This window comes from Rhodococcus sp. JCM 9793 (assembly GCF_055380405.1).
In genome coordinates this window covers 4,056,845-4,082,882 of the sequence record NZ_AP043721.1, presented here as the reverse complement: position 1 = coordinate 4,082,882, position 26,038 = coordinate 4,056,845, and the positions used below count along the sequence as shown (strand labels likewise).

The 26,038-nt window shown below is 65.4% G+C and carries 21 protein-coding genes; 18 read left to right on the top strand and 3 right to left on the bottom strand.

Annotated features, from left to right (window positions below):
* The first annotated feature begins 56 nt into the window (after nt 1–56).
* From ACZ46K_RS20985 to ACZ46K_RS20930, 12 genes are all read left to right on the top strand, one after another.
* Complete coding sequence (locus tag ACZ46K_RS20985; protein ID WP_464744562.1) at nt 57–1,496, top strand: DUF1298 domain-containing protein; 1,440 nt, start codon at nt 57–59, stop codon at nt 1,494–1,496.
* Between the two features lie 120 nt (nt 1,497–1,616).
* Nucleotides 1,617–1,886, top strand: a complete 270-nt coding sequence (gene rpsO, locus ACZ46K_RS20980) for a 30S ribosomal protein S15 (RefSeq protein WP_054806682.1) — start codon at nt 1,617–1,619, stop codon at nt 1,884–1,886.
* A gap of 307 nt (nt 1,887–2,193) precedes the next feature.
* Entirely contained in the window at nt 2,194–4,494 is a 2,301-nt protein-coding gene (locus ACZ46K_RS20975) for a polyribonucleotide nucleotidyltransferase (RefSeq protein ID WP_464744560.1), read from the top strand.
* Nucleotides 4,495–4,749: 255 nt separating this feature from the next.
* A complete protein-coding gene (locus ACZ46K_RS20970; protein ID WP_464744558.1) occupies nt 4,750–5,997 on the top strand; it encodes a nitrate/nitrite transporter in 1,248 nt (415 codons plus the stop codon).
* Nucleotides 5,994–9,692: a nitrate reductase subunit alpha gene (locus ACZ46K_RS20965; RefSeq protein ID WP_464744556.1), complete on the top strand. Its 3,699-nt coding sequence runs from the start codon at nt 5,994–5,996 to the stop codon at nt 9,690–9,692. Before ACZ46K_RS20970 ends, ACZ46K_RS20965 begins: the two co-directional genes overlap by 4 nt.
* Nucleotides 9,692–11,365 (top strand): nitrate reductase subunit beta, encoded by a 1,674-nt coding sequence (gene narH, locus ACZ46K_RS20960; RefSeq protein WP_054806680.1) that lies wholly within the window; start codon nt 9,692–9,694, stop codon nt 11,363–11,365. Before ACZ46K_RS20965 ends, narH begins: the two co-directional genes overlap by 1 nt.
* Entirely contained in the window at nt 11,362–12,063 is a 702-nt protein-coding gene (narJ, locus tag ACZ46K_RS20955) for a nitrate reductase molybdenum cofactor assembly chaperone (protein ID WP_464744554.1), read from the top strand. The genes narH and narJ overlap by 4 nt, the downstream gene beginning before the upstream one ends.
* Nucleotides 12,060–12,791, top strand: coding sequence for a respiratory nitrate reductase subunit gamma (gene narI, locus ACZ46K_RS20950; protein ID WP_054810881.1), 732 nt, complete (start codon nt 12,060–12,062; stop codon nt 12,789–12,791). Before narJ ends, narI begins: the two co-directional genes overlap by 4 nt.
* A 124-nt stretch (nt 12,792–12,915) precedes the next feature.
* On the top strand, nt 12,916–14,250 hold the full coding sequence (locus ACZ46K_RS20945; RefSeq protein ID WP_464744552.1) for a M16 family metallopeptidase: 1,335 nt from the start codon (nt 12,916–12,918) through the stop codon (nt 14,248–14,250).
* 85 nt (nt 14,251–14,335) lie between these two features.
* Nucleotides 14,336–15,094: a 4-hydroxy-tetrahydrodipicolinate reductase gene (gene dapB / locus ACZ46K_RS20940; RefSeq protein ID WP_464744550.1), complete on the top strand. Its 759-nt coding sequence runs from the start codon at nt 14,336–14,338 to the stop codon at nt 15,092–15,094.
* Nucleotides 15,091–15,582: a hypothetical protein gene (locus ACZ46K_RS20935; RefSeq protein ID WP_054810754.1), complete on the top strand. Its 492-nt coding sequence runs from the start codon at nt 15,091–15,093 to the stop codon at nt 15,580–15,582. Before dapB ends, ACZ46K_RS20935 begins: the two co-directional genes overlap by 4 nt.
* 39 nt (nt 15,583–15,621) lie before the next feature.
* Nucleotides 15,622–16,089: a flavodoxin family protein gene (locus ACZ46K_RS20930; RefSeq protein WP_054807570.1), complete on the top strand. Its 468-nt coding sequence runs from the start codon at nt 15,622–15,624 to the stop codon at nt 16,087–16,089.
* An 18-nt stretch (nt 16,090–16,107) separates the two neighbouring features.
* On the opposite strand, the gene ACZ46K_RS20925 is transcribed toward ACZ46K_RS20930, so the two are convergent.
* Complete coding sequence (locus ACZ46K_RS20925; RefSeq protein ID WP_054807572.1) at nt 16,108–16,548, bottom strand: SRPBCC family protein; 441 nt, start codon at nt 16,546–16,548, stop codon at nt 16,108–16,110.
* A gap of 89 nt (nt 16,549–16,637) precedes the next feature.
* Entirely contained in the window at nt 16,638–17,243 is a 606-nt protein-coding gene (locus tag ACZ46K_RS20920) for a toxin-antitoxin system HicB family antitoxin (protein ID WP_464744547.1), read from the bottom strand.
* 126 nt (nt 17,244–17,369) lie between these two features.
* Between ACZ46K_RS20920 and thyX the strand changes: the two genes are divergently transcribed.
* The 6 genes from thyX (at nt 17,370) to ACZ46K_RS20890 (ending at nt 25,733) form a co-directional block, all read left to right on the top strand.
* On the top strand, nt 17,370–18,125 hold the full coding sequence (gene thyX / locus ACZ46K_RS20915; protein WP_464744545.1) for an FAD-dependent thymidylate synthase: 756 nt from the start codon (nt 17,370–17,372) through the stop codon (nt 18,123–18,125).
* Nucleotides 18,126–18,196: 71 nt separating this feature from the next.
* Complete coding sequence (gene dapA / locus ACZ46K_RS20910) at nt 18,197–19,102, top strand: 4-hydroxy-tetrahydrodipicolinate synthase (RefSeq protein WP_054810753.1); 906 nt, start codon at nt 18,197–18,199, stop codon at nt 19,100–19,102.
* Entirely contained in the window at nt 19,102–20,913 is a 1,812-nt protein-coding gene (locus tag ACZ46K_RS20905) for a ribonuclease J (RefSeq protein ID WP_464744543.1), read from the top strand. The genes dapA and ACZ46K_RS20905 overlap by 1 nt, the downstream gene beginning before the upstream one ends.
* Before the next feature lie 56 nt (nt 20,914–20,969).
* Nucleotides 20,970–21,593, top strand: a complete 624-nt coding sequence (locus tag ACZ46K_RS20900) for a TIGR03085 family metal-binding protein (protein ID WP_464744541.1) — start codon at nt 20,970–20,972, stop codon at nt 21,591–21,593.
* A gap of 117 nt (nt 21,594–21,710) precedes the next feature.
* Nucleotides 21,711–24,509 (top strand): DNA translocase FtsK, encoded by a 2,799-nt coding sequence (locus ACZ46K_RS20895; RefSeq protein ID WP_464744539.1) that lies wholly within the window; start codon nt 21,711–21,713, stop codon nt 24,507–24,509.
* Between the two features lie 192 nt (nt 24,510–24,701).
* Nucleotides 24,702–25,733, top strand: coding sequence for a TerC family protein (locus ACZ46K_RS20890; RefSeq protein WP_054806816.1), 1,032 nt, complete (start codon nt 24,702–24,704; stop codon nt 25,731–25,733).
* On the opposite strand, the gene ACZ46K_RS20885 is transcribed toward ACZ46K_RS20890, so the two are convergent.
* The gene (locus tag ACZ46K_RS20885) at nt 25,723–26,007 is read right to left on the bottom strand and encodes a YciI family protein (RefSeq protein WP_054806815.1); all 285 of its coding nucleotides are present in this window, start codon (nt 26,005–26,007) and stop codon (nt 25,723–25,725) included. The genes ACZ46K_RS20890 and ACZ46K_RS20885 overlap by 11 nt on opposite strands.
* Nucleotides 26,008–26,038 lie beyond the last annotated feature (31 nt).

The window sequence follows — 26,038 nt, the reverse complement described above, 5'->3', positions numbered from 1 at the left end:
ATGAAACCCGCGGTAAGGGGATTGTTTTCGGAATGTAGCCGATCACAATTCGGAGCATGTTGTTTCGTGATTGGAGAGAGGCGCGCCTCTCGTGGGTCGATGCCGGCAATTACTACGGCTCGACGCCCGATCACTCGACGGACTGGTGGTCTTTCGCCGCGTTCACCGAAGACGCCGGTCGAAGGCCGAGCCGTGACGAGATCCGCGCGTATGTCGACGGGCGACTGACACTTCTCGGCACACTTGCGCGTCGAGTCGTGGATGCGCCGGCAGGCCTCGACTATCCCTACTGGGTTCGCACCGACATGTCCGTCGACGCCGTCCTCGCCGTGTACGACGAACCGTGCGACAGCTTCGACCACTGGCTCGATCGGGTGGCGCCGCGCAGCGCCCGCGGACTCGACTCTCGGCGCTGTCCGTGGCGGATCCACGTCTTCCCCGGAGTGCCGGCGCCCGGGGGCGAGCCTGCCACCCTCACGATCGTCGTGGTCCAGGCCAGTCACGCGATGTTGGTGGGAGGGTCGGTGCGGCCGTTGTTCGACGCGTTGTTCGGGTCTGGGGATCGCCCCCTCGTCGTGGACGGACTTCCCCCGGCCGCGCTTCGCCCGCGCCCGGTCGCTGCGGCCGTCCACGGATTCCTGCGAACCGCTGTGCGGTCGGTCCCCGCGGTGATCTCACTGGCGGCGACACGCCGCGCCCTCCGAGCTGCGGCACCGGAGCCGAGGTCGCAGCCGATGCCCGGCCCGGGAACGACACCGGTCATCGACAGGCACGTCCGGATCATCCGGCCCGACCTCGATGCGGTCACGGGGACCCGGACGCGGACTGTAACCGTGCTCGGGCTGACCGCGGTCTCGCTCGCATTGGAGCGGTACCACGCCGAACGCAACGAGCCTGGCCCTGCAGCTGCCGCGCGGGCCGCTGTGCCGGTGGCTCTCGGCCGGGATGCCGCAGCGCTCGGTGTCAACCGGATCGCCGGGGCACTCATCGATCTGCACTTCGATATTCCGGATGCGGAGGAACGGATGGCCGCGATCGCCGAGGATCTGGCGCACGAACGCACGAGAGCTGCATCGCCGGCTGTCGTTGCCGGGCTCGTCCGCAACGGAAGGGAGGCGTCTCCGTTCCATCGTCGAGCGTTGCGCATTCTCGACGATGCGCTCGCCGAAGGGGCCGTGCCGCGGGTCGGAACGGTGGTGAGCAGTGTGAACTGCGGGGCGGACGTGAGCTGGTCGTTGCCGTGGGGCGAATTCCGGTTCACCGCCGGTATCCAGGCGCTTGCGCGGGGTGCAGAGTTCCTGCACACCTTCGTCCGCGCGGGGGATGCATTCGCCGTGACCGTGATGGGTCGTCTGCACGCAGGTGAGCCTGATGGCGCGAGCCGGGTCGATCGCTACGTCGAACTCCTGCGTGAATGCTTCGTCGAGGTGGCTGAGCTCGACGCGGCGGCGGCAGGCGTCGCAGGAGCAAGGACCCGTCCAGTAGGCCGGCAGTGAAGCGCCAGGTGAACATCTGGTAGCGTTGCGCGTCGGTGTGTGCTGCGGTTCGTGGCGGCTGCACCGCCGGGCCCCGGCCCGATCTTCATCACGCGGACATCAGTGATCAGGAGTAGAACAGTGGCATTGACCACCGAGCAGAAGAAGCAGATCCTCGGCGAGTACGGTCTCCACGAGACCGACACCGGTTCGCCGGAGGCGCAGGTGGCGATGCTCACCAAGCGCATCACCGATCTGACCGAGCACCTGAAGCAGCACAAGCACGACCACCACTCCCGCCGCGGCCTGCTGCTGCTGGTCGGTCGTCGTCGCCGTCTGCTCAAGTACGTCGAGAAGGTCGACGTCGCGCGTTACCGCGCGCTCATCCAGCGTCTGGGCCTGCGTCGCTGACGCAGTCCGGAAACGACACGATCTGCATTCGCTGATCTTTTCCGATAGCCAACGGGGTACCCCTTAGACTGGGCCTCGTTGGCTATCGGTGTATGCGCCGCAATGGCCGGCGCAGCGCATCGCCGTCGACGGCGATGATCCGTACGCACCGACGGTGTCGGTCTTCGGTAGTGACTCTCCGGCACGCGACGTGCCGGTGGGTTTCGATCGATGGCCGCCTCCGTGAGATAGGTGCGCAGCCGTGGCCAAGGGGGCCCGGCGCCCGCGCGGGTACGGCGAAGACGAAGAGGGAAGAGAAGATACAAAGATGACCAGCAATTCCGCAGTCGAGACCGACGAAGGCGTCTACGAAGCCGTCGCGACCCTCGACAATGGTGCCTTCGGCACCCGCACCATTCGATTCGAAACCGGTCGGCTCGCCCAGCAGGCCGCCGGCGCCGTCGTCGCCTACCTCGACGACGAGACCATGCTGCTGTCGGCCACCAGCGCCTCGAAGCAGCCCAAGGACCATTTCGACTTCTTCCCGCTGACGGTGGATGTCGAAGAACGTATGTATGCAGCGGGTCGCATTCCCGGCTCGTTCTTCCGTCGTGAAGGCCGGCCCTCGACCGACGCGATCCTCACCTGCCGCCTCATCGACCGGCCGCTGCGTCCGTCGTTCGTCGACGGTCTGCGCAACGAGATCCAGGTTGTCGTCACGGTTCTGAGCCTGAACCCCAACGACCTCTACGACGTCGTCGCGATCAACGCCGCGTCCGCCTCCACCCAGCTCGCGGGCCTGCCGTTCTCCGGTCCCGTCGGTGGTGTGCGCGTCGCGCTCATCACGTCGGAGGAGAACAGGGCCGGCCAGTGGGTGGCGTTCCCGACCGTCGAGCAGCTCGAGAACGCTGTGTTCGACATGGTTGTTGCAGGCCGCATCGTCGGCGGTGGCGACGACCCGGATTCCGCCGATGTCGCCATCATGATGGTCGAGGCGGAAGCCACCGACAACGTGATCGCACTCGTCGAGGGTGGCGCACAGGCTCCCACCGAGACGGTCGTCGCGGAGGGACTCGAAGCCGCGAAGCCGTTCATCGCACGCCTGTGCATCGCACAGCAGCAGCTTGCCACCGCGGCCGCGAAGCCCACAGGTGACTTCCCGCTTTTCCCGCCGTACCAGGACGACGTGTACGCCGCGGTCGAGGCCGCAGCGTCCGCCAAGCTCGCCGAGGCTCTCACGATCGCCGGCAAGCAGGAGCGCGACGACCGCACCGACGAGGTCAAGGTGGAGATCCTCCAGCAGGTCGCTCCGAGCTTCGAAGGCCGTGAGAAGGAGATCGGCGCAGCATTCCGCTCGCTGACCAAGAAGCTCGTGCGTCAGCGGATCCTCCGCGACCAGTTCCGCATCGACGGTCGCGGCATCACGGATATCCGCGCGCTCTCGGCCGAGGTCGCGATCGTGCCGCGTGCACACGGTTCGGCCCTGTTCGAGCGCGGCGAAACCCAGATCATGGGTGTCACCACGCTCGACATGGTGAAGATGGCGCAGCAGGTCGACTCGCTCGGTCCCGAGACGAGCAAGCGCTACATGCACCACTACAACTTCCCGCCGTACTCGACCGGCGAGACCGGTCGTGTCGGTTCGCCGAAGCGTCGCGAGATCGGCCACGGCGCACTCGCCGAGCGGGCCCTCATCCCGGTGCTTCCGAGCCAGGAAGAGTTCCCGTACGCGATCCGTCAGGTGTCCGAGGCGCTGAGCTCCAACGGCTCGACGTCGATGGGTTCGGTGTGTGCGTCGACCCTGTCGCTGCTCAACGCCGGTGTGCCGCTCAAGGCGCCGGTTGCCGGCATCGCAATGGGCCTGGTCTCGGATGAGATCGAGCTCGAGAACGGCACCCGCGAGACCCGGTATGTGGCCCTCACGGACATCCTCGGTGCGGAAGATGCATTCGGCGACATGGACTTCAAGGTCGCCGGCACCAAGGACTTCGTCACCGCGCTGCAGCTCGACACCAAGCTCGACGGCATCCCGTCGCAGGTTCTCGCAGGTGCGCTGTCGCAGGCCCACGATGCCCGCGCCACGATCCTCGAGGTCATGGCCGAAGCGATCGACGCTCCGGACGAGATGAGCCCGTTCGCACCGCGCATCACCACCATCAAGGTCCCCGTGGACAAGATCGGCGAGGTCATCGGCCCCAAGGGCAAGATGATCAACTCGATCACCGAGGAGACCGGCGCCAACATCTCGATCGAAGATGACGGCACCGTCTACGTCGGTGCTGCGGACGGCCCGTCCGCACAGGCCGCGATCGACAAGATCAACGCCATCGCGAACCCGCAGCTGCCGAAGGTCGGCGAGCGCTTCCTGGGCACGGTCGTCAAGACCACCGCCTTCGGTGCGTTCGTGTCGCTCCTTCCGGGACGCGACGGTCTCGTGCACATCAGCAAGCTGGGTAACGGTAAGAGGATTGCCAAGGTCGAAGATGTCGTCAACGTCGGGTCGAAGATCCGCGTCGAGATCGCCGACATCGACAACCGCGGCAAGATCAGCCTGATCCCTGTCGAGGAGGAGGCCGCCGCTGAGCCGGCTGCCGCCGCAGAGGCAGCCACCGAGGCTGCCGACTCCTGATCTCTCCCGCACACGCCCGCGCGTGGTTCTCCCTGAACGGGGAGAACTGCCCGCGGGCGTTGTGATATCCGGACTCCGGAATTATCGACGAAAGTCCCTGTTTCCAGAGGGCTTTCGCTCAATCCGCACCCTAGGCGGTAGATGAGGGCGACAGCCAGGGGCTTTCGTACTCAAGTTCGAATTCACAAACGTCGTCAGTTGTAACGTTTACCCAAATATGCACGCGCCTCCACTCCGGAGTGGTTACCTGAGGGAGTGAACACGGTTGCAGCGACTGGCATCGGGGCACGACCCGGGTTCAATCTGGCACTGGCCACCTGGGTATCTGCCATAAATTTCTGGGCCTGGAACATGATCGGCCCTCTATCCACCACGTATGCGGGCGACATGTCGCTCAGTAGCAGCGAGGCGTCGATGCTCGTCGCGACGCCGATCCTCGTGGGCTCGCTCGGGCGAATTGCAGTCGGGCCCCTCACCGACCGGTACGGCGGCCGGTTCATGTTCATCCTCGTCACCGTCGCCTCGATCGTCCCGGTGCTCGCGGTCGGATTCGCGGGTGAGGCGGGCTCCTATCCGCTGCTCCTGGTATTCGGATTCTTCCTCGGCATCGCGGGCACGATCTTCGCGGTCGGAATTCCGTTCGCGAACAGCTGGTACGACGCGTCCCGCCGAGGTTTCGCCACGGGAGTGTTCGGCGCCGGCATGGTCGGTACCGCTCTGTCTGCGTTCTTCACCCCGCGCTTCGTCGGCTGGTTCGGGACGATCGCCACCCACGTGATCATCGCGATCGCACTCGCACTCACGGCCGTCCTGTGTGTCGTCGCGATGAAGAACTCGCCGACCTTCACCCCGAACACCGACAAGGTGACCCCGAAGCTTATTGCGGCCTGCAAGCTGCGAGTGACATGGGAGATGTCGTTCCTCTACGCCATCGTGTTCGGCGGGTTCGTGGCATTCAGCAACTACCTGCCCACGTACATCAAGACGATCTACGACTTCTCGGCAGTCGACGCGGGGACGAGGACGGCCGGATTCGCGGTCGCCGCGGTCATCGCCCGCCCCATCGGCGGTGCACTCTCCGACCGGATCCCACCGAAATACGTTGTGCTGACGTCACTCGCAGGTACCGCTGTCACGGCGTTCATCGCCACCCTGAAGCCTCCACCGGACGTCTGGTCGGCCACCGACTTCATCGCGATGGCGATCTTCCTGGGCATCGGGACCGGCGGCGTGTTCGCGTGGGTCGCGCGGCGGTCGCCCGCGAAGTCGGTCGGTAGCGTTACCGGAATTGTCGCTGCTGCAGGTGGTTTGGGTGGTTACTTCCCGCCGCTGGTGATGGGCGCGACATACGACCCGGTCGACAACGACTACACGGTCGGTCTGCTGTTGCTCGTCGCGACAGCGCTGATCGCGCTGGCCTACACCGCACTCAAACTGAAGACACGTGAACCGGCAACCGATACGGCAGCCGGTACACCGCAGCCGCAGGAGGAATCGAAGTGACCACAGAGAAGAGCGGTACGGGCGGAGCGCTCGAGGAACTCCTCGTTCGCAGCGGTCGGTTCTTCACTCCTGGACAGGATTCCGACGACGGTCGTACCGTCACCCGCCAGGGCGGCCGTGAAGGCGACGTGTTCTACCGCGACCGCTGGAGCCACGACAAGGTGGTTCGATCCACGCACGGCGTCAATTGCACGGGGTCGTGTTCGTGGAAGATCTATGTCAAGGACGGGATCATCACCTGGGAGACACAGGAGACCGACTATCCGTCGGTGGGTCCCGACCGTCCTGAATACGAACCGCGAGGGTGCCCCCGAGGGGCCGCGTTCTCGTGGTACACGTACTCGCCGACCCGGGTGCGGTATCCGTACGCACGGGGTGTGCTCGTCGAGATGTACCGCGAGGCCAGACAACGCCTCGGCGACCCGGTGCTCGCCTGGGCCGACATCCAGAACGACCCCGAGCGGCGCGCCCGCTATCAACGGGCCCGCGGCAAAGGCGGTCTGGTCCGCGTGACGTGGACCGAGGCCACCGAGATGATCGCGGCCGCGCACGTGCACACGATCAAGGAGTACGGTCCCGACCGCGTCTCGGGATTCTCGCCGATCCCGGCGATGTCGATGGTGTCGTTCGCGGCCGGTTCGCGATTCATCGAGTTGCTCGGTGGCGTCATGACCTCGTTCTACGACTGGTACGCCGACCTTCCCGTCGCATCCCCGCAGGTGTTCGGTGATCAGACGGATGTGCCCGAGTCCGGTGACTGGTGGGACGCCGCGTATCTGATGATGTGGGGCTCGAATGTCCCCGTCACGAGGACACCCGACGCACACTGGATGGCAGAGGTCCGCTATCGGGGCACGAAGGTCGTCTCGATCAGTCCCGATTACGCCGACAACACCAAGTTCGCCGACGAATGGATGCCGTGTGCCGCCGGCACCGACGGAGCCCTCGCGATGTCGATGGGCCACGTGCTGCTCAATGAGTTCTACGTACAGCAGCGGGTCCCGTTCTTCGTCGACTACGTGCGGCAGTACACGGATCTGCCGTTCCTGGTGAAGCTGGAAGAGCGCGACGGCAGACTCGTGCCGGGTAAGAACCTCACCGCGGCCGACCTCGGCCACGATGTGGAGAATGCCGCGTTCAAGCCGGTGCTGCTCGACGGTGCCACCGACACCGTCGTGGCGCCGAACGGCTCGCTCGGACACCGATACGGCGACGACGGCGTCGGAAAATGGAACCTGGATCTCGGCGATCTCGTACCGACGTTGACGGTTGCTCCGGTCGGTGGCGCAACCGGCGAGAGCGCGGCGGTGCATCTGCCCAGTTTCGATTCGATCGATGGTCACGGTGAGAGCATCGAGCGTGGAGTCCCGGTACGCCGCGTCGGTGACCACCTGGTGTGCACCGTGTTCGACCTGATGCTCGCTCAGTACGGCGTGAACCGGCCGGTCCTGAACCTGCCGGGGCAGTGGCCCACCGGATACGACGATGCGAACTCGCCCTACACGCCGGCGTGGCAGGAATCGATCACCGGAGTGTCGGCGGGACAGGCCATCCGGATCGCGAAGGAATTCGCCCGCAATGCCGAGGAATCGGGCGGCCGCTCGATGATCATCATGGGTGCGGGCATCTGCCAGTGGTTCCACGGCGACGCCACCTATCGCGCTGTGCTGGCGTTGCTGCTGCTCACCGGATCGATGGGCCGGAACGGCGGCGGCTGGGCGCATTACGTGGGTCAGGAGAAGTGCCGTCCTGTGACCGGGTGGGCCGCGATGGCGATGGGCACCGACTGGAGTCGGCCGCCGCGACAGATGGCCGGTACCTCGTACTGGTACGTGCACACTGATCAGTGGCGCTACGACGGATACCGCGCCGACGCCCTGGCCAGCCCGCTCGGGCGCGGTCGATTCCGCGACAAGCACACGATGGATGTGATGGCCTCGGCCGTCGCGATGGGATGGACCCCGTTCTATCCGCAGTTCGAGCGGAACAGTCTCGACGTCGCAGACGAGGCACGTGCCGCCGGCAAGGAGATCCCCGCGTACGTCGCGGAGCAACTGGCGAGCGGTGACCTCCCACTGTCGGTGACCGATCCCGACAATCCGAAGAACTGGCCGCGGGTGTTGAGCGTGTGGCGTTCGAATCTGCTCGGGTCCTCGAGCAAGGGCAACGAGTACTTCCTGCAGCACTTGCTCGGAACAGACTCGAACCTGCAGGGCGAGCAGACCACCGACGGTCTGCGGCCGAGCGAGGTGACGTGGCCCGACACCGTGCCGGAGGGCAAGCTCGACATGCTGATGTCGATCGACTTCCGCATGACCTCCACCACGCTGTTCTCGGATGTCGTACTGCCTGCCGCGACGTGGTACGAGAAGGGCGACCTGTCGAGCACCGATATGCATCCCTACATCCACGCGTTCAGTCCCGCGATCGACCCGCCCTGGGAAACCCGTTCGGACTACGATGCATTCGGTGCCATCGCGAAGGCGTTCAGTGCGCAGGCACGCACGCATCTGGGTACCCGCACCGACGTCGTGATGGGTACGCTCCAGCACGACACCCCGGGAGCGATGGCCTTCCCGTCCGGCATCGAGAACGATTGGCGCAAGACCGGTGAGGTTCCGGTCCCGGGGAAGACGATGGGTCCGCTCGTGGTCGTCGAGCGTGACTACGCCGCCATCGCCGACAAGTGGTCGACGCTCGGGCCGCTCGTGGACAATCTCGGACTGACCACCAAGGGCGTGACCACCCATCCCACCGAGGAGGTCGCCGAACTCGCCGCGAAGTTCGGAGTGATGAACACCGGTGCCGGTGCGGGCCGCCCGGCGGTCACCACTGCCGAGCGGATGGCCGACGTGATCCTGTCGCTGTCCGGAACCTCCAACGGCCGGCTGGCCGTGGAAGGATTCCGCGAACTCGAGAGACGCACAGGTCGGCGTCTCGTTCATCTGGCCGAGGGCAGCGAAGAGCGCCGGATCACCTACGCCGACACTCAGGCCAGACCGGTCCCGGTAATCACCAGCCCCGAATGGTCCGGCAGTGAGACCGGTGGCCGGCGTTACGCCCCGTTCACGGTGAACATCGAGGAACTCAAACCGTTCCACACCCTCACCGGTCGCATGCACTTCTATCTCGACCACGATTGGATCGAAGAGGTCGGAGAACAGTTACCCACCTACCGGCCGCCGCTGGACATGTCGAGACTGTTCGGCGAGTCCGCACTCGGAACGACCGACGGAGTCGGTCTGACCGTGCGGTATCTGACGCCGCATTCCAAATGGTCGATCCATTCCGAGTACCAGGACAACCTCTTCATGCTGTCGCTCTCGCGTGGTGGACCGACGATGTGGATGAGCCCCGCCGATGCGGCGAAGATCGCGGTCCGGGACAACGATTGGGTCGAGGCTGTCAACCGCAACGGTGTGGTGGTGTGCCGCGCGGTCGTCTCGCACCGCATGCCCGAAGGGGTCGTGTACGTCTACCACGCACAGGAGCGCACGATCGACGTGCCGCTGACCGAAACCACCGGCAAGCGCGGCGGTATCCACAACTCGATCACGAGAATCCTGATCAAACCGACGCACATGGCGGGCGGGTACGCGCAGACGTCATACGCATTCAACTATCTCGGACCCACCGGAAATCAGCGTGACGAAGTGACGGTGGTCCGCCGCCGCAGCCAGGAGGTGACGTACTGATGAAGGTCATGGCGCAGATGGCGATGGTGATGAACCTCGACAAGTGCATCGGATGCCACACGTGTTCGGTGACCTGCAAGCAGGCCTGGACCAACCGCTCGGGTACCGAGTACGTGTGGTTCAACAACGTCGAAACCAGACCCGGACAGGGGTATCCGCGCAGGTACGAGGATCAGGAGAAGTGGCGAGGTGGCTGGGTCCGCGACAAGAAGGGCCGACTGCGTCTGCGCGACGGCGGGCGCATCCACAAGCTGACCCGGATCTTCTCGAACCCGAAGATGCCGTCGATCGACGACTACTACGAGCCGTGGACCTACGACTACGAGAACCTCACCACAGCGCCGCTCGGCAACGAGATCCCGGTTGCGCCGCCCCGCAGCCTCATCAGCGGCAAACCGATGAAGGTGGAGTGGTCGGCGAACTGGGACGACGACCTCGGCGGTTCCCCCGAGATCGTGCCGGAGGACCCGATCCTGCAGAAGGTCAACGAGGAGGTCAAACTCCAGCTCGAAGAGACCTTCATGTTCTACCTCCCACGGATCTGTGAGCACTGCCTGAATCCGTCGTGCGTGGCCTCGTGCCCGTCGGGCGCCATCTACAAGCGCAGCGAGGACGGCATAGTTCTCGTCGACCAGGATCGTTGCCGAGGCTGGCGGATGTGTGTGTCGGGCTGCCCGTACAAGAAGGTGTATTTCAACCACAAGACGGGCAAGGCCGAGAAGTGCACGTTCTGCTACCCGCGGATCGAGGTCGGGTTGCCGACGGTGTGCGCGGAGACCTGCGTCGGCCGGCTCCGGTACATCGGGCTCGTGCTCTACGACGTCGACAAGGTGCTCGACGCCGCGTCCGTCGAGGACGACAAGGATCTGTACGAGGCGCAGCGGCAGCTCATCCTGGACCCGAACGACCCGGACGTCATCGCCGGTGCACGGGCCGAAGGGATTTCCGACGAGTGGATCACCGCAGCACAACGGTCGCCGATCCACGCACTGATCAACAAGTACAAAGTGGCGTTGCCGCTGCATCCGGAATACCGGACCATGCCGATGGTCTGGTACATCCCACCGCTGTCGCCCGTCGTCGACGCCGTCAGCCGCGACGGCCACGACGGCGAGGACCTCGGAAACCTGTTCGGTGCACTCGAATCACTACGCATCCCCATCCGTTACCTCGCGGAACTGTTCACCGCAGGCGACACAGGCGTGGTCGAAAGTGTCCTGCACCGGCTCGCTGCGATGCGCTCGTACATGCGTGATGTCAACCTCGGCCGCGATACCCAGCCGCACATTCCACAGGCGGTGGGCATGACCGAGGAAGACATGTACGAGATGTACCGGTTGCTCGCGCTCGCCAAATACGACGAGCGGTACGTCATCCCGACCGCGTACGCGGCCGAGGGGCACAAGCTCGAGGAGACCGCCACCGACTGCGCGTTGTCGTTCGACGGCGGACCCGGCATGTACGAATCGGGTCCGTTCGGCGAGTCCAGCGGCGGGCCGGTTCCCGTTGCCGTCGAGACGTTCCATGCGCTCAAACAACGGCAGACGTCGGAAGAGATGGGGGCGAACGCGAGTAACCCCTCCCGAGTGAATTTGCTGAACTGGGATGGAAAAGGTGTTCCCGCAGGCATATTCCCGCAGAATCGCAGCGACGATGTGGAGGAGAACCGATGAAGCTGCTTCGCCGACCGACGCGACGCGACCTCGTGTCGGTGAGGTTGCAGCACCGCGCGATCAGGCAGGCAGCATCGCTGCTGCTCGCGTATCCCGATGAACGGACACCGTCGAGACTCGTCACCGTCGACGCTCTGCTCGAGCACGTCACCGGACCCGAACGCGAGGCATTGGAGCGCACCGTGTCGTACCTCCGCGAGACCGAACCCCTCGTGGCGGCACGCGAGTACGTCGAGACGTTCGACATGCGCCGCCGCTCGACGATGTACCTGACCTACTGGACCGGCGGCGACACACGCAACCGCGGGACCGAGATCCACGCGTTCGCACGTGCCTACCGTGATGCGGGAGTCGCGCCACCTGCCGGGGAGGCCCCCGACCACCTGCCTGTGGTGCTCGAGTTCGCTGCGACGGTCGATCCCGAAGTGGGGCAGCAGTTGCTCGCCGCGCATCGGGCGCCTCTGGACGTGCTGCAGACCGCGCTCGTCGAATGCGGCTCTCCGTATGCCGACCCCGTGACCGCGGTGTGTGCCACGCTCCCGCCGGTCACGGACCAGGAGGTGCAGCGAGCACGGCACCTGGCGGAGGCGGGGCCGCCCGCCGAGGCGATCGGACTGCAGCCCTTCACCCTCACCGTGCCGCCGCGCAGCGACGGCAGTTCCGCTCGAGAAGCTCGAGAAGGAGGTCGGCCGGCATGAGCGCAGGCGAGATCTACTGGGACATCGTGCCGTACGTGGCCCTCGTCGCACTGATCGTCGGCACGTGGTGGCGATACCGATACGACAAGTTCGGGTGGACGACCCGCTCGTCGCAGTTGTACGAGAACCGGTTGTTGCGGATCGGCAGTCCGTTGTTCCACTTCGGCATGCTCGTGGTGATCCTCGGACATTTCATCGGTCTGGTGATCCCGGAGTCCTGGACGGAAGCCGTCGGCATCAGCGAACACATGTACCACTGGGGCGCGGCGGTTCCGGGCATCATCGCGGGTGTCGCGACGCTGCTCGGCGTGGCTCTGCTGGTCTACCGTCGGCGCACCAGGGGTCCCGTGTTCAGCGCGACCACTCTCAACGACAAAGTCATGTATGTCGTGCTGGTCGCCGCGATCGTCGCCGGGCTCGGCACGACGATGATCGGCGCCGTCGAGGCCAACGAAGCGCACAATTACCGCGAGACGGTGTCCCCGTGGTTCCGGTCGATCTGGATTCTGCAGCCCCGGGGCGACCTGATGGCAGAGGCACCACTCTCGTTCCACATCCATGTGACGGTGGCGCTGGTGTTGTTCGCGATCTGGCCGTTCACGCGACTCGTCCACGCTTTCAGTGCGCCCATCGCATACCTGTTCCGCCCGTACATCGTGTACCGCGGACGCGACGATGCCGCGAAGGGACAGCTCGTCGGATCGCAACCTCGACGCCGAGGTTGGTGACGAGAACACAGCGGTCGGTGACGTGGAGGCACAGGTAGTCGCGTGTAGTGTGTGGTGTTCCGTGCCTTGAACACAGCTCTCACCACAGACGAATCACCGACAGCGCAGGACCGTAGAACAGCCCATGGCAACAACCTTCGATTCCCTTTCACTCGACACCCCGTCGGCAGTCGCCGACACCGGCGTACGGCGCACCGTGCTTCCCGGCGGCGTGCGTGTGGTCACCGAACATGTGCCGGGTGTGCGATCGGCAGCGGTGGGTGTGTGGGTGGGTGTCGGCTCCCGCGATGAGCAACCCTCGGTTGCAGGAGCTGCGCATTTTCTCGAGCATCTGCTGTTCAAGGCGACCCCCACCCGATCCGCCCTCGACATTGCAGAACTCGTCGACGGGATCGGCGGTGAGCTCAACGCGTTCACCAGCAAGGAACACACCTGCTTCTACGCGCATGTACTCGACGACGACCTTCCGATCGCCGTAGATGTTGTCGCGGACGTGGTGTTGCGCGGCAAGTGCCGCAGCACCGACGTCGACCTCGAGCGCCAGGTGGTGCTCGAAGAAATCGCCATCCGCGACGACGACCCCGAGGATCTCCTCGGCGACGCCCTGCTGACCGCGCTCTACGGTGATCATCCGGTCGGCCGTCCGATCGTCGGGTCGACGGAATCGATCGAGTCGATGACCCGCAACCAACTGCACTCGTTCCACGTGCGTCGGTACACACCGCAGCGGATGGTGGTGGCGGTGGCAGGCAACGTCGATCATGCTCACACGGTCGAACTTGTCCGCCGCGCGTTCGCCGGCCACCTCGACGAGTCCGCCCACGCGGCACCGCGCCGCGAAGGGACGTTGCGGTTGCGCACCGCACCCACCTTGAGCATCACCGATCAGGACAACGAGCAAGCGCACTTCAGCCTCGGCGTCCGCGCATTCGGCCGGCATGACCCCAGGCGGTGGGCTCTGTCGGTCCTCAACACCGCAATCGGCGGCGGCTTGAGCTCGCGGCTGTTCCAGGAAGTGCGTGAGAAGCGCGGGCTCGCGTACTCCGTCTACTCGGGCGTCGACACGTTCGCCGACACCGGTGCGTTCTCGACCTACGTCGGATGTCAGCCCGAGAACCTCGGTGACGTCGCCACGGTGGTGCGTGAAGTCCTCACTGATGTGGCAGAACACGGCATCACCGACGCGGAGTGTGCGCGCGCGAAGGGATCGCTGCGTGGCGGACTCGTCCTCGGACTCGAGGACACCGGAGCCCGTATGCACAGGATCGGCCGCAGCGAACTGAGCTACGGGCGGCACTGGGGGATCACGGAGACCCTCGAGCGCATCGCGACCGTCACCACCGAGCAGGTGCGTGAAGTGGCCGGCGAACTGCTCCACCGCCCCTGTGCGGCGGCAGTCGTCGGACCTTACCGGCGGGCACGCGACCTCCCCGCGTCCGTGCGCGGGATCGTGGCCTGAGACCGCGCCTCCTCCCGCCGACCTGATGATCACGCCCGTTGCGTAGGCTTTCCCGAGAGTACGGCGACGGGAAGGACGTGGATCGGTGGCGGACAAGGCAGCTCTTCGGGTAGGGGTCCTCGGAGCGAAGGGCAAGGTGGGTCAGGCCATCTGCGACGCAGTCGATGCAGCAGCCGACCTCGAACTGGCCGCGGCAGTCGACAAGGGCGACGGCCTCGACGCATTCGTGTCGTCCGGAACCCAGGTCGTGGTGGACTTCACCCACCCCGACGTCGTGATGGGCAATCTGCAGTTCCTGATCGAGAACGGCATCCACGCCGTTGTCGGAACCACCGGATTCGACGACGCGCGCCTCGAGCAGGTCCGGGGATGGCTCGCCGCGAAACCCGAGATCGGCGTGCTCATCGCACCCAACTTTGCGATCGGTGCCGTGCTGTCCATGCGATTCGCGCAGGCCGCCGCGCGCTTCTTCGATTCCGTGGAGGTCATCGAACTCCACCACCCGAACAAGGCCGACGCGCCGTCGGGCACGGCATACCGCACAGCGCGGTTGATCGCCGAGGCCCGCGCCGCGGCCGGGGTGGGTCGCAGCCCCGACGCCACCAGCACCGAACTCGACGGCGCACGTGGCGCGGACGTCGACGGCGTGCGGGTGCATTCGGTGCGCGTGGCAGGCCTGGTCGCGCACCAGGAAGTACTCCTCGGCACGCAGGGTGAGACGCTCACGATCCGGCACGACTCGATCGATCGGTCGTCGTTCGCCCCCGGTGTTCTCCTCGGCGTCCGCGAGATCGGCTCGCGTCCCGGGCTGACCGTGGGAATCGACCCACTGCTCGACCTGTGAGTTCCCCAGCGTCCACCGGTCGCGATGTCGCGAAGGTGGTCATCGCGATCGCTTTCATCGTCGGGGCACTCGCGTTCTACTTCGTGAGACTGGGACACACCGGGATCTCGCTGATCACGAGCGGCGAAGCGGTGTCGATCGTGTTCGGAATCGGCGTGTTCCTGCTCCCACTGGTGGGTGTGTGGATCGTGTACGCGACTCTGCGTGCGGGGCTGGACCATCAGCGACTATCCCGTCGCATCCACGAAGAGGGCCTCGACCTCGACGTCAGCGACCTTCCGCGAATGGCGTCGGGTCGTATCGAGCGTGACGCCGCGGACGAGCTGTTCCAGTCGGTGAAAGCCGAGTGGGAGGCCGACCCCGACAACTGGCGCAACTCGTATCGCCTCGCCCGTGCCTACGATTTCGCGGGCGACCGCAGCCGGGCGCGAGAGACGATGAAACGCGCCGTGGCCTTGGAGAAGTCCGAGCGCGACGGCGAGGGGTAGCCGCTCGTCGCAGTCCGTGGGAATGCGTACTCTGCGGGCATGACCGAGGAGAGCTTTCGTACCCTGCTCGTGGTGCACCACACCCCGTCGCCGTTCATGCAGGCGATGTTCGAAGCCGTGCTGGCGGGCGCCACCGATCCCGAGATCGAAGGTGTGAAAGTGGTCCGGCGGCCGGCACTCACGGTCTCACCGACCGACATGCTCGAGGCGGACGGTTATCTGCTCGGGACACCCGCCAACCTCGGGTACATCAGCGGTGCACTCAAGCACGCGTTCGACGTCTGCTACTACCCGTGCCTCGATTCGACGCGGGGCCGACCCTACGGGTTGTACCTCCACGGCAACGAGGGCACCGAAGGTGCCGAGCGCGCCGTCGACACCATCACCACGGGGCTCGGGTGGGTGAAGGCCGCCGACTACGTCGTCGTGTCGGGTAAACCGAGCAAGAGCGATCTCGAGGCCTGCTGGGAACTCGGCGCGACCGTCGCGGCCCAGCTGATGGACTGAGCGCGACGGTCGCGCTCGCTAGACGAAGTTCGTCTCCACGAACTTCGTCAGGCCCTTGCCCGCGGTCTCGATCGCTGTCTTCTCCGCGCGGCGCACCAAGAAGCCGGGCACCGGGATCTTCGGGTCGATCGCGAGGCTGAAGTCGACCTTGGTTCCCTTGTCCGATGCGGTGAGCGTGTACGAGCCGTCCTGCACGTTCTGCTGGGCGCTCTCCACGAGGGTCCACGACATCGATTCGTCGCCGTTCCACGAATAGTCGACGACCTGCTCGTCGGTGATGCCGATGATCGAGACGGTCATCCGCACGCGGTGAGGCCTGCCGTCGGGGTGAGTGCTCTCGACCGTCACGGACTTGTGCGTCGACGACCATTCGGGCAGGCGATCGACTGCGGCGATCCCCGCCATCACCTGTTCCGGTGTCGCCTTGATCTCGAAGCTTCTGGTGCTGCTGACGGCCATGACTACTCCACCCCTCGGGTCCGCACCCTTCGCGAACTGCGCCTTCACGTGCGACGGCAATCTACCGCACGGACACGCGGAAGGAGTGGTCAGTCGGTATGTCGTTCGTCGGTACCGCCGATGGTGTCGTCGTTGCCGGCATCACCGGTCTCGGCGGGTGTGGGCTTCTCGGTATCGACCCCTGCGTCGGCATCGGCTCGGGTCTCGGGTGCCGGGGGCGTGGTCGGCTTCGAGGTGGGCCAACGCCATTCGTCGGCGCGGCGCTGGTAGCGCATCTGCTCGCGCAACGCGCCCTGGACCGCCTGCCCCACCCACGAATTGAGCGAGACTCCGCTCTGTGCGGCGGCCTCCTCTGCGCGGGTCTTGATCTGCTCGACGAGTCGCAGTGTGACGCGGCTGATATCGCCGGTCATCTCCTCGAAGGTCGGGGGAGTGTCGTCGACTTCGGGTGCCGGGCCGTTGTGAACCTCGACGACGGCCTCGGTTCCCTCGAGGCGGACGGTGACCCTGCGGTCGCCGAGCTGCTCGGACACCTCTGATGCGAGGTCGGACAGTGCGCTCAGGACGGCGAGCCGGGTGGGCGCGGCAATGGCTGTGGCGACGGCTGCGGCGGTGCGTCGTGTCTGCTCGTCGCCCAACTCTGCCGCGGTTCGTACGGAGTCGGTGATGGCGTCGGTATAGGCATCGATGTTCATGACGTCAGTGTGACGTCATCGATGATGTCAGTCAACTGTCATTTCTGATGTCATGCGGGTCCATCGAATGATCGGGCGTTAAGGTCGTGCAGAAGTACCGTGCGGAAACGCGGAGGGGAGACGAGCATGGCGCCGGAACCGATCGGACTGCAGGTCAGGCTCATCGCCAAGACAGAATTCCTGCCTCCCGAAGACGTACCCTGGGACACCGATGCGGACGGTGGGGAAGCGCTCGTCGAATTCGCAGGTCGCGCGTGCTATCAGAGTTGGGCCAAGCCGAATCCTCGGACCGCGACCAACGGCGGATACCTCAAGCACCTTCTCGCGGTCGGTCACGATTCGGTACTGGAACACGCGACCGTCACCTTCTACATCACCGGAATCTCGCGGTCGTGCACACACGAACTGATCCGGCATCGGCACTTCTCCTTCTCGCAGCTGTCGCAACGCTTCGTCCCAGGTGGGGACGCTCCCGTCGTGATTCCCCCGGCTATCGAGGGCGATGAAGGGCTCGAGGACTTGTTCTTTCGTGCCGTCGAACGCAGTCGCGATGCGTACGTCGAGCTCATCGACGCGCTCGACGAGAAACTGGAGCACCTCCCGCCCGGGCCGCTGCGTGCCAAGCAGGTTCGTGAAGCCGCGAGAGGGGTCCTGCCGAACGCCACCGAGACCCGGATCGTGGTGACCGGCAACTACCGGTCGTGGCGGCATTTCGTCGCGATGCGCGCGACCGAGCATGCTGATGTCGAGATCAGGAGGCTCGCCGTCGAATGTCTGCGGCAGCTTACCGACGCGGCACCGAACGCCTTCTGCGACTTCACGATCAACACACTGGCCGACGGCACGGAGGTAGCCTCGGGAGGCTTCCAGATCGACGGCTGAGAGCGCAGTCGGTTCGGGTCGTACGCGAGCCGTGTTCCGGGTGGGAGTGTCCACGCGGTAGCCTTCTGACCATGACCAACGGTGATTCCGCAACTGCTGTCGAGCTTCCGTTCGGCACCATCGCAACAGCGATGGTGACCCCGTTCACTGCCGAGGGCAAGCTCGATGTCGATGCGGGTGTGCGCCTCGCGACCTATCTGGTCGACGGTGGCTGTGACGCGCTGGTTCTCGCCGGTACCACCGGCGAATCGCCCACCACCACCGAGAACGAGAAGATCGAACTGATGCGGGCAGTGCTCGCCGCAGTCGGCGACCGCGCAAAGATCATCGCCGGCGCCGGAAGCAACGACACCGCTCACAGTGCCGAGCTGGCCCGCGATGCCGCTCGGGCCGGGGCTCACGGCCTGCTCGTGGTGACCCCCTACTACTCGCGTCCGCCGCAGGCCGGTCTCTACGCACACTTCGTCGCTGTGGCCGATGCCACCGATCTTCCGGTCATGATCTACGACATTCCGCCGCGCTCTGTCGTCCCGGTCGAGACGGACACCCTGCGACTTCTTGCAGAGCATCCCCGCATCGTCGCGGTCAAAGACGCCAAGGGCGACCTCAATGCCGGCGCGGAACTGATCGGCACCACCGACCTGAAATTCTATTCGGGAGATGACCCACTGAATTTGCCATGGCTGTCCGTCGGCGCGGTGGGCTTCGTGAGCGTCATCGGCCACCTGGTACCCGGACGCCTGCGTGAACTGCACACCGCATTCGTCGCCGGCGACCTCGAACTCGCACGGAAGATCAACCTGTCGTTGATTCCCATCTACCGCGCGGTCGCGCGACTCGGTGGGGTGAGCGCGTCCAAGGCCGGTCTGCGCCTGATGGGCATCGATGTGGGGGAACCTCGACTGCCACAGGTTGCGCCGGTGACCGCCCAGATCGATGCGCTGGCCGCAGATCTGCATGCAGCGGGGGTGCTGTGATGAGCCGTCCCAACCGTGGTCGTGGTCGCGTCACCCGTAATGCCGGCCCGCCGACCTCCAAGCCGACCCGCCGCGTTGCCCAGACCTCCGCCGCCACGAGGCGCCCCGACCCCCGGCCCGCGACAGACCCCACTGCGCGTCTCGGAACGCCGCCGAAGGCACCGAAGTCCGGGCTGCGAGTTGTCGCTCTCGGTGGCATCGGCGAAATCGGCCGAAACATGACGGTGTTCGAACATCAGGGTCGTTTGCTCATCGTCGACTGCGGTGTGCTCTTCCCTGAGGACCAGCAGCCCGGCGTCGACCTCATCCTCCCCGACTTCCGGTACATCGAGAACCGGATGGACGACATCGAAGCGGTAATCCTGACCCACGGTCACGAGGATCACATCGGTGCGTTGCCCTTCCTGCTGCGCCTCCGCCCGGACATCCCGGTCGTCGGCTCGAAATTCACTCTCGCGCTGGTCTCCGCGAAGTGCCGCGAGCATCGGCTTCGCCCGAACCTCCTCGAGGTGACCGAGGGGGAGCGAACCACTCACGGCCCGTTCCAGTGCGAGTACTTCGCTGTGAACCACTCGATTCCGGATGCCCTCGCCGTTGCGATCCGCACCACGGCCGGAGTCGTGCTCCACACCGGCGACATCAAACTCGACCAATTGCCGCTGGACAACCGCCTCACCGACCTCGCGGGATTCTCGCGCCTCGGCGACGAGGGCGTCGACTTGTTCCTTGTCGACTCCACCAACGCGGAGGTTCCCGGGTTCGTCACCCCGGAACGAGAGATCGGCGGCGTGCTCGACAACGTCATCGGCAAAGCGAAGAACCGCGTCATCGTCGCGTCGTTCGCGAGCCATGTGCACCGCATCCAGCAGGTCGTCGACGTTGCGCATCGTTACAACAGGCGCGTGGCATTCGTCGGCCGCTCCATGGTCCGCAACATGCAGATCGCCCAGGACCTCGGGTACCTCCACGTGCCGGACGGCCTCGAGGTCAACATCGACACTGCGGCGTCGCTGCCCGACGACCGGGTCGTGCTCGTGTCGACGGGCTCGCAAGGTGAGCCGCTCTCGGCGCTCTCGCGCATGGCCCGTGGTGAGCACCGTCAGATCAATGTCAAGGCCGACGATCTCGTAGTGCTCGCGTCATCCCTGATTCCGGGCAACGAGAACTCGGTGTTCGCGGTGGTCAACGGGCTCGCCAAGCGTGGGGCCACAGTCGTCACGCAACAGAACGCGAAGGTGCACGTCTCCGGGCACGCCTCGGCCGGTGAATTGCTGTACCTGTACAACGCAGTCCGCCCCACCAATGCGATGCCGGTGCACGGCGAGTGGCGTCACCTCCGGGCCAACGCGGCGCTCGCCGAGGCCACCGGCGTACCGAAGGAGCGGATCGTGCTCGCGGAGGACGGCGTTGTCGTCGACATGGTGGACGGTCTCGCTGAGATCGTCGGCCGGGTCCCGGTCGGACACGTGTACGTGGATGGGCTCTCGGTCGGCGATGTCGGCGAATCAACGCTGTCGGACCGCTTGGTACTGGGCGAAGGCGGCTTCATCTCGATCTCCGTCGCTGTCGATGCCGCGACCGGTCGTGCAGTGAGCGCACCCGAAGTGTCGGGGCGCGGTTTCTCCGACGACCCGACCGCGCTCAACGATGCGGCACAACTGGTCGACAAGGCGCTCAACGAACTTGCGGCCGAAGGAGTCACCGAGACACACCGCATCGCGCAAGGCATCCGCCGTGTCGTCGGTCGATGGGTTGCCGACACATACCGTCGTCGTCCGATGATCGTGCCCACTGTCATCGCGGTCTCCTGAGGCCACACGCCGGGTACGGTCGTGCCGTCGCGCGAGTTGCTCGTTAGAGTGGCCGAATGAGCCTTGCGCGACGCGAACGGCACGCCATGGTCAAGACCATGTCGGAGATGGGCCCGGAAGCCCGGACACTCTGCGGCGACTGGACGACCCGCGACCTCGCGGCACACCTGCTGGTGCGCGAGCGTCGCGTCGACACGATGCCCGGAATCATGATCCCTGCGCTGGCCGGCCACACCGAGAAGGTCCGGCGCGAGATGACCGACCGTCAGTGGGCACACTTGCTCGCCGACATAGATTCCGGGCCGCCGAAGTGGTCGCCTCTGTATCTCGTCGACTCGGTCGCGAACGCAACCGAGATGTTCGTGCACCACGAGGACGTGCGACGAGGCGAACCCGGATGGGAGCCGCGCCGGTTGTCTGCAGAAGACCAGGACGAGCTCTGGAAGTACGCTCGGGTCATCGGCCGCACCAGCTACGGGGGTAGCGACATCACTGTCGCTTTCGAACGCCCGGGTGGTGACCGGGTCACGGTCCGCAAGCGGGGACCGCGAACTGTCGTGCTGAGCGGGGAGCCGTCCGAACTGCTCCTCCATGCCTTCGGCCGCGACGAAGTTCGCCTCGAGCAGGACGGGAACGAGGCGGATATCGCGGAGCTCGCGGCATCCCGAAGGGGACTCTGACCAGCACATAGGTTCCCCGCAGAGTGCGAGCAGGGTTCGGTGTTGTGATCAGCGCCGCCGCGTGCGCCCCGTGTTGCTGATGGTTCGTGAGTGGTCGGTGCGGCTACCCTGGCGGATATGGCAGGAAAGTCGGGCAGCCGCGCATCGTCCACCGCGACCTCTCGGTCGGGGACGCGCGCATCGACCTCTTCCGGTCGGGCCAAGCCTGCTGCCACCAAATCGGGATCGTCCGCGAGGACGCCTTCTGCGCGTTCCGCGAAGGGATCGACAGCGAACAAGTCGGCTTCCAGGACATCGACCGCGAAAGCGTCCTCCGCGAAGGCCTCGACCTCGAAGTCACCGGCCAAGCGGAAGCCGCAGGCCTCCGGTTCTCGCGCTTCGTCGACGGCACGCCGATCCACCGCGGCGCGTCCGCGTGGCGGTCCCGCACCGCAACCTCGTCGAGGGTCGGGAGGACTGCTCACCGCGATCGGCAAGAGCGTCGGTGCCGGCTGGTTCATGATCGCCCGGGGGCTCGGTGCCACCACACGGACGATGGGTCGCGCTACCGATATCGAACACGGTCACCGGCGTGACGGAATCGCCCTGGGTCTCGTCGCATTCGCAGTCGTTGTCGCCGGTTCGGTGTGGTTCGGTGTGGGCGGCCCGGTCGGCGAGTGGGTCGAAACCGGAGTACGTGCGGTGACGGGCGGGGCGAGCGCCGTGTTGCCTCTCGTCGCCGTCGGTGTCGCCGTGGTTCTCATGCGGACCGAACCCTGGCCGGAGGCCCGCCCGCGCCTGGTCCTCGGATCGCTACTGGTCGCGATCCCCGCGTTGGGGCTCTGGCACATCGCGTCCGGTTCGCCCACCGATGCAGAAGGACGATCGGAGGGTGCCGGATTCGTCGGTGCTGCCGTCGGTGGTCCGATCACTGCGGGCCTGACGGTGTGGTTGTCGGTGCCGCTCATGTTGATGGCCATGGGCTTCGGCGTCCTGTTGATCACCGGCACCACCATCCGCGAACTACCCGAACTCTTCCGCGACTACTTCGGCCTGCCCTACCGCGATGACGACGGGTACGGGCACTACGACGAGCACGGCGAGTACGACCCCGAGCACGACGGTTACTCCGACCATCTCAACCCGTTGCTCTACGAGGACGGCACCGAGAAGCCGCGGCCGCGTCGTCGCCGAACCCCCAGCGAGAACTACCCCACAGACGAGTTCGATGGCGACGCACGTACCGAAGTCCTGCCGCTGTGGGACGAGCCGGAGCCCGAAGTCGCCCCGGTGCCGGAACCCGAACCGGAAGCCCCGAAGCCCCGGGCTCGCGCCAAGGCCAAGCCGGTGTCGGCTGCAGCCGCAGTACCGACCCCCGCGCCGCCGGAACCCGATCCCGACGTCATCGAACCGATGGTTCCCGACCGCGTGGTCGACGGCGACTACATCCTGCCGTCTCTGAATCTGCTGATGGCGGGCGATCCGCCGAAGACTCGGTCCGCCGCCAACGACGAGATGATCGAGTCGATCACCGAGGTTCTCGAGCAGTTCAAGATCGATGCGGCGGTCACCGGTTTCACTCGTGGCCCGACGGTGACTCGGTACGAGGTGGAGCTCGGTCCTGGGGTGAAGGTGGAGAAGATCACCGCGCTCGCCCGCAACATCGCGTACGCCGTCGCCACCGACAATGTTCGGCTGCTCGCGCCGATCCCCGGCAAATCCGCTGTCGGTATCGAGGTACCCAACTCCGATCGTGAACTCGTGCGTCTGTCCGACGTGCTCGCGGCGCCCTCGACCCGCCGCGACCACCATCCGCTCGTCATCGGACTCGGTAAGGACATCGAGGGAGACTTCGTCTCCGCGAACCTGGCGAAGATGCCGCACTTGCTGGTTGCGGGTTCCACCGGTTCCGGCAAGTCGAGTTTCGTCAACTCCATGCTGGTGTCGCTGCTGATCCGGGCGACGCCGGAAGAGGTTCGGATGATCCTCATCGACCCGAAGATGGTCGAGCTCACCCCGTATGAGGGCATCCCGCACCTGATCACTCCGATCATCACGCAGCCGAAGAAGGCTGCAGCAGCCCTGGCATGGCTCGTCGAGGAAATGGAGCAGCGCTACCAGGACATGCAGGCCAACCGTGTCCGGCACATCGACGATTTCAATACGAAGGTCAAGTCGGGTGAGATCACGGCGCCGCTGGGTAGCGAACGCGTCTACCGCCCGTATCCGTACATTCTCGCGATCGTCGACGAGCTCGCCGATCTCATGATGACCGCACCGCGCGACGTCGAGGACGCGATCGTGCGGATCACCCAGAAGGCCCGTGCGGCCGGCATCCACCTCGTTCTGGCAACTCAGCGGCCGTCCGTCGACGTCGTGACCGGCCTGATCAAGACGAACGTGCCGTCGCGCCTCGCATTTGCGACGAGTTCGCTGACGGATTCGCGGGTCATCCTCGACCAGCCCGGCGCGGAGAAACTCATCGGCATGGGCGACGGCCTGTTCCTGCCCATGGGGGCGGGCAAGCCCGTTCGTATGCAGGGTGCCTTCATCACCGATGAGGAGATCTCGGCCGTCGTCGAGTTCGCCAAGACGCAGGCGGAGCCCGAATACAACGAGGGCGTCACCGTGCCGAAGGCGGGGGAGAGGAAGGACGTCGACCCCGACATCGGCGACGACCTCGACGTGTTCCTGCAGGCCGTGGAGCTTGTCGTCACAAGCCAATTCGGATCGACGTCGATGCTTCAGCGCAAGCTCCGCGTCGGCTTCGCGAAGGCAGGCCGTTTGATGGACCTGATGGAGACCCGCCAAGTGGTGGGGCCGAGCGAGGGCAGCAAGGCTCGTGAAGTGCTCGTCAAGCCCGACGAGCTCGACGGACTGCTCTATTCGATCCGGGGCGGTGGAGATCCCTCCGACGCGGACAACGGCGACGCGTGAGGCGTCCGAGTTGACGCCGTAGGTGACTGTGGCACAATCGGGGAAGCTGTGGAGGGGAGTATCCCTTGATCCGCGGCAGTCTCGTCAACACGGGCGGCACCGTTGCCGCTCCGGGGCTGTCGGTCCGAGTCGAATCTCGGGCGGGAGAGACCTCCGGCAGGTACGCATACCTACCGGAAGGCCCAGGTGCCCATGCACGTCACAGTGACCACGTGGTTGATCACGATTGCTGTCATTCTCGGACTGTTCGTCTTCGACTTCTTTGCGCACGTCCGCAAGCCGCATGCGCCGACCCTTCGAGAATCGGGTTTCTGGTCGGCGGTGTTCATCGGGATCGCGATCGTCTTCGGTCTCGTCGTGTTCGCCATCTGGGGACCGACCTATGGAGGCGAGTACTTCGCCGGGTACATCACCGAGAAGGCGCTTTCGGTGGACAACCTGTTCGTGTTCGTGATCATCATGGCTACATTCGCGGTACCGCGAGAGTTCCAGCAGAAGGTCCTCACCATCGGTATCGTGCTCGCGCTGATCATGCGCGGTGCTTTCATCGCCGTCGGTGCCGCTGCGATCAACACCTACAGCTGGGTCTTCTACCTGTTCGGCTTCTTCCTCCTGTACACCGCCATCAAGCTCATGCGCGAGAACGGCGAGGAGAACGACAAGCCGTCGGAAAGCAAGATCGTCTCGATCGCACGGAAATTCCTTCCGGTCCACGACGAGTACGACGGCGACAAACTGATCACGCGCATCGACGGTAAGCGACTCGTCACTCCGATGCTGCTCGCGCTCATCGCGATCGGGTTCACCGACATCCTGTTCGCGCTCGACTCGATCCCGGCGATCTACGGCCTGACCAGCGAGCCATACCTGGTGTTCACCGCCAACGCATTCGCCCTGATGGGTCTGCGCCAGCTGTTCTTCCTCATCGGCGGCCTGCTCGAGCGCCTCGTCTACCTGTCGTACGGCCTGTCGGTGATCCTCGCGTTCATCGGCGTCAAGCTGGTCCTCCATGCTCTGCACGAGAACACGCTCGGCTTCATCAACGGCGGCGAGCATGTGGCGGTCCCCGAGATCTCGACTTCCGTGTCGCTGATCGTGATCGTCGGGGTGCTCATCGTCACCACGGTCGCGAGCCTGATCAAGACCAGGAACGACGACAAGAAGCAGAGTGACGACACTCCCGACGACGACAGCACGACGGAGGCGGAGAACCTCAGTCGTTGAACACGCCCATCACGGGGGTCCACCCGGTGATGCGGACAGTGTCGACGAGTGTCAACTGAGCGAACGGATCCTGCGCCATCAGATCGTGTGCGGCTGCCTCATCGGCCACGTCGATGAGGATCAGCGCACCCGAACCGTCGACCCACGGTCCGGTCGCCCGCACCGTGCCTGCCTCGACCAGATCTCCGAGCCAGGCACGGTGCTTCGGCCGGTGCTCGTCGCGGGTCGCGGCCGTGGCCTCGGAGTAGGTGTATTCGACTGCGAACAGCGCCATGGGTTCTCACTTCCGTGCAGGGTCGGTCATT